This is a genomic window from Salinimicrobium oceani (genome assembly GCF_012037645.1).
The window spans coordinates 1-786 of record NZ_JAAVJR010000099.1 but is presented as its reverse complement, the minus strand read 5'-3'; the positions used below and the strand labels follow the sequence as shown (position 1 = coordinate 786).

1 protein-coding gene is annotated in these 786 nt (G+C 41.7%); it reads left to right on the top strand.

Going from position 1 to position 786, the window contains the following annotated elements; translation table 11 throughout:
- Positions 1 to 509 precede the first annotated feature (509 nt).
- The coding region (locus HC175_RS15645) for a hypothetical protein (protein WP_168139374.1) at positions 510 to 786 on the top strand (277 nt) is incomplete at its 3' end.

Below are 786 nucleotides of genomic sequence, written 5' to 3'. Positions count from 1 at the left end.
GCCCGACCGGAGGGAGGATTAGTCGAAGTGTGAGCCCGAGTAATTTCGTGGAAAAACTAATTCTTTTGCCCCGCCCTAAAGGGTGAGAATTAGTTTTTCATTAACTGTTTAATTTTGATTTGACTCGTACCAAAAATATATAAGCCTTTCTCCGCCTCCTCCCGCCCCTTCGGGATAGGGTGGGGCAAAACGGAAAAAGAAATTTAGATCCTATTTCACCAGGACTTCGACCAATCGCTGCAACTACCGTTGCAACGGCTCAGTCTGACGAAAGGTACCTTTTCGAAGTACGAAGTACCATTTTTTTTTCCGTAGTAAGCTTTTTGGCTCCCTTTAGGGAAGGGGCAAAACAAAAAGCTTACAACCTGATTCCTTGGTCACGAACTGACGGGGATTAAAATTTTAAGATTTTTTTATATACACTTTTCTTACGTCAAACTATTTATTTTACATTTGACTCCCTACCTAAACTTTTCAATTTAACTAATGCTAATTTTTAAAACCAATCTATGAAAACTAAGATTACCCGTTTTTCACGTAGGGGTATTATTTTCTGCAGTATGCTGCTTTTGTCGGCCCTGCTTTGGAACTGTGATACACAGGACCTGGAATTTATCGATCCCTATGAATTTGTAAATGATGAATTTGATAATATCCCCGACCTTCCTGAGGTAGTGGACGAAGATCCTGTCATTGTGGAGCCCGAGGTAGGTACTGTTGAACAGTCTGCCGAAACCCAATCCCTGGTGAATGACATACTCAACGCCGGCTCTACCGGAGAGATAA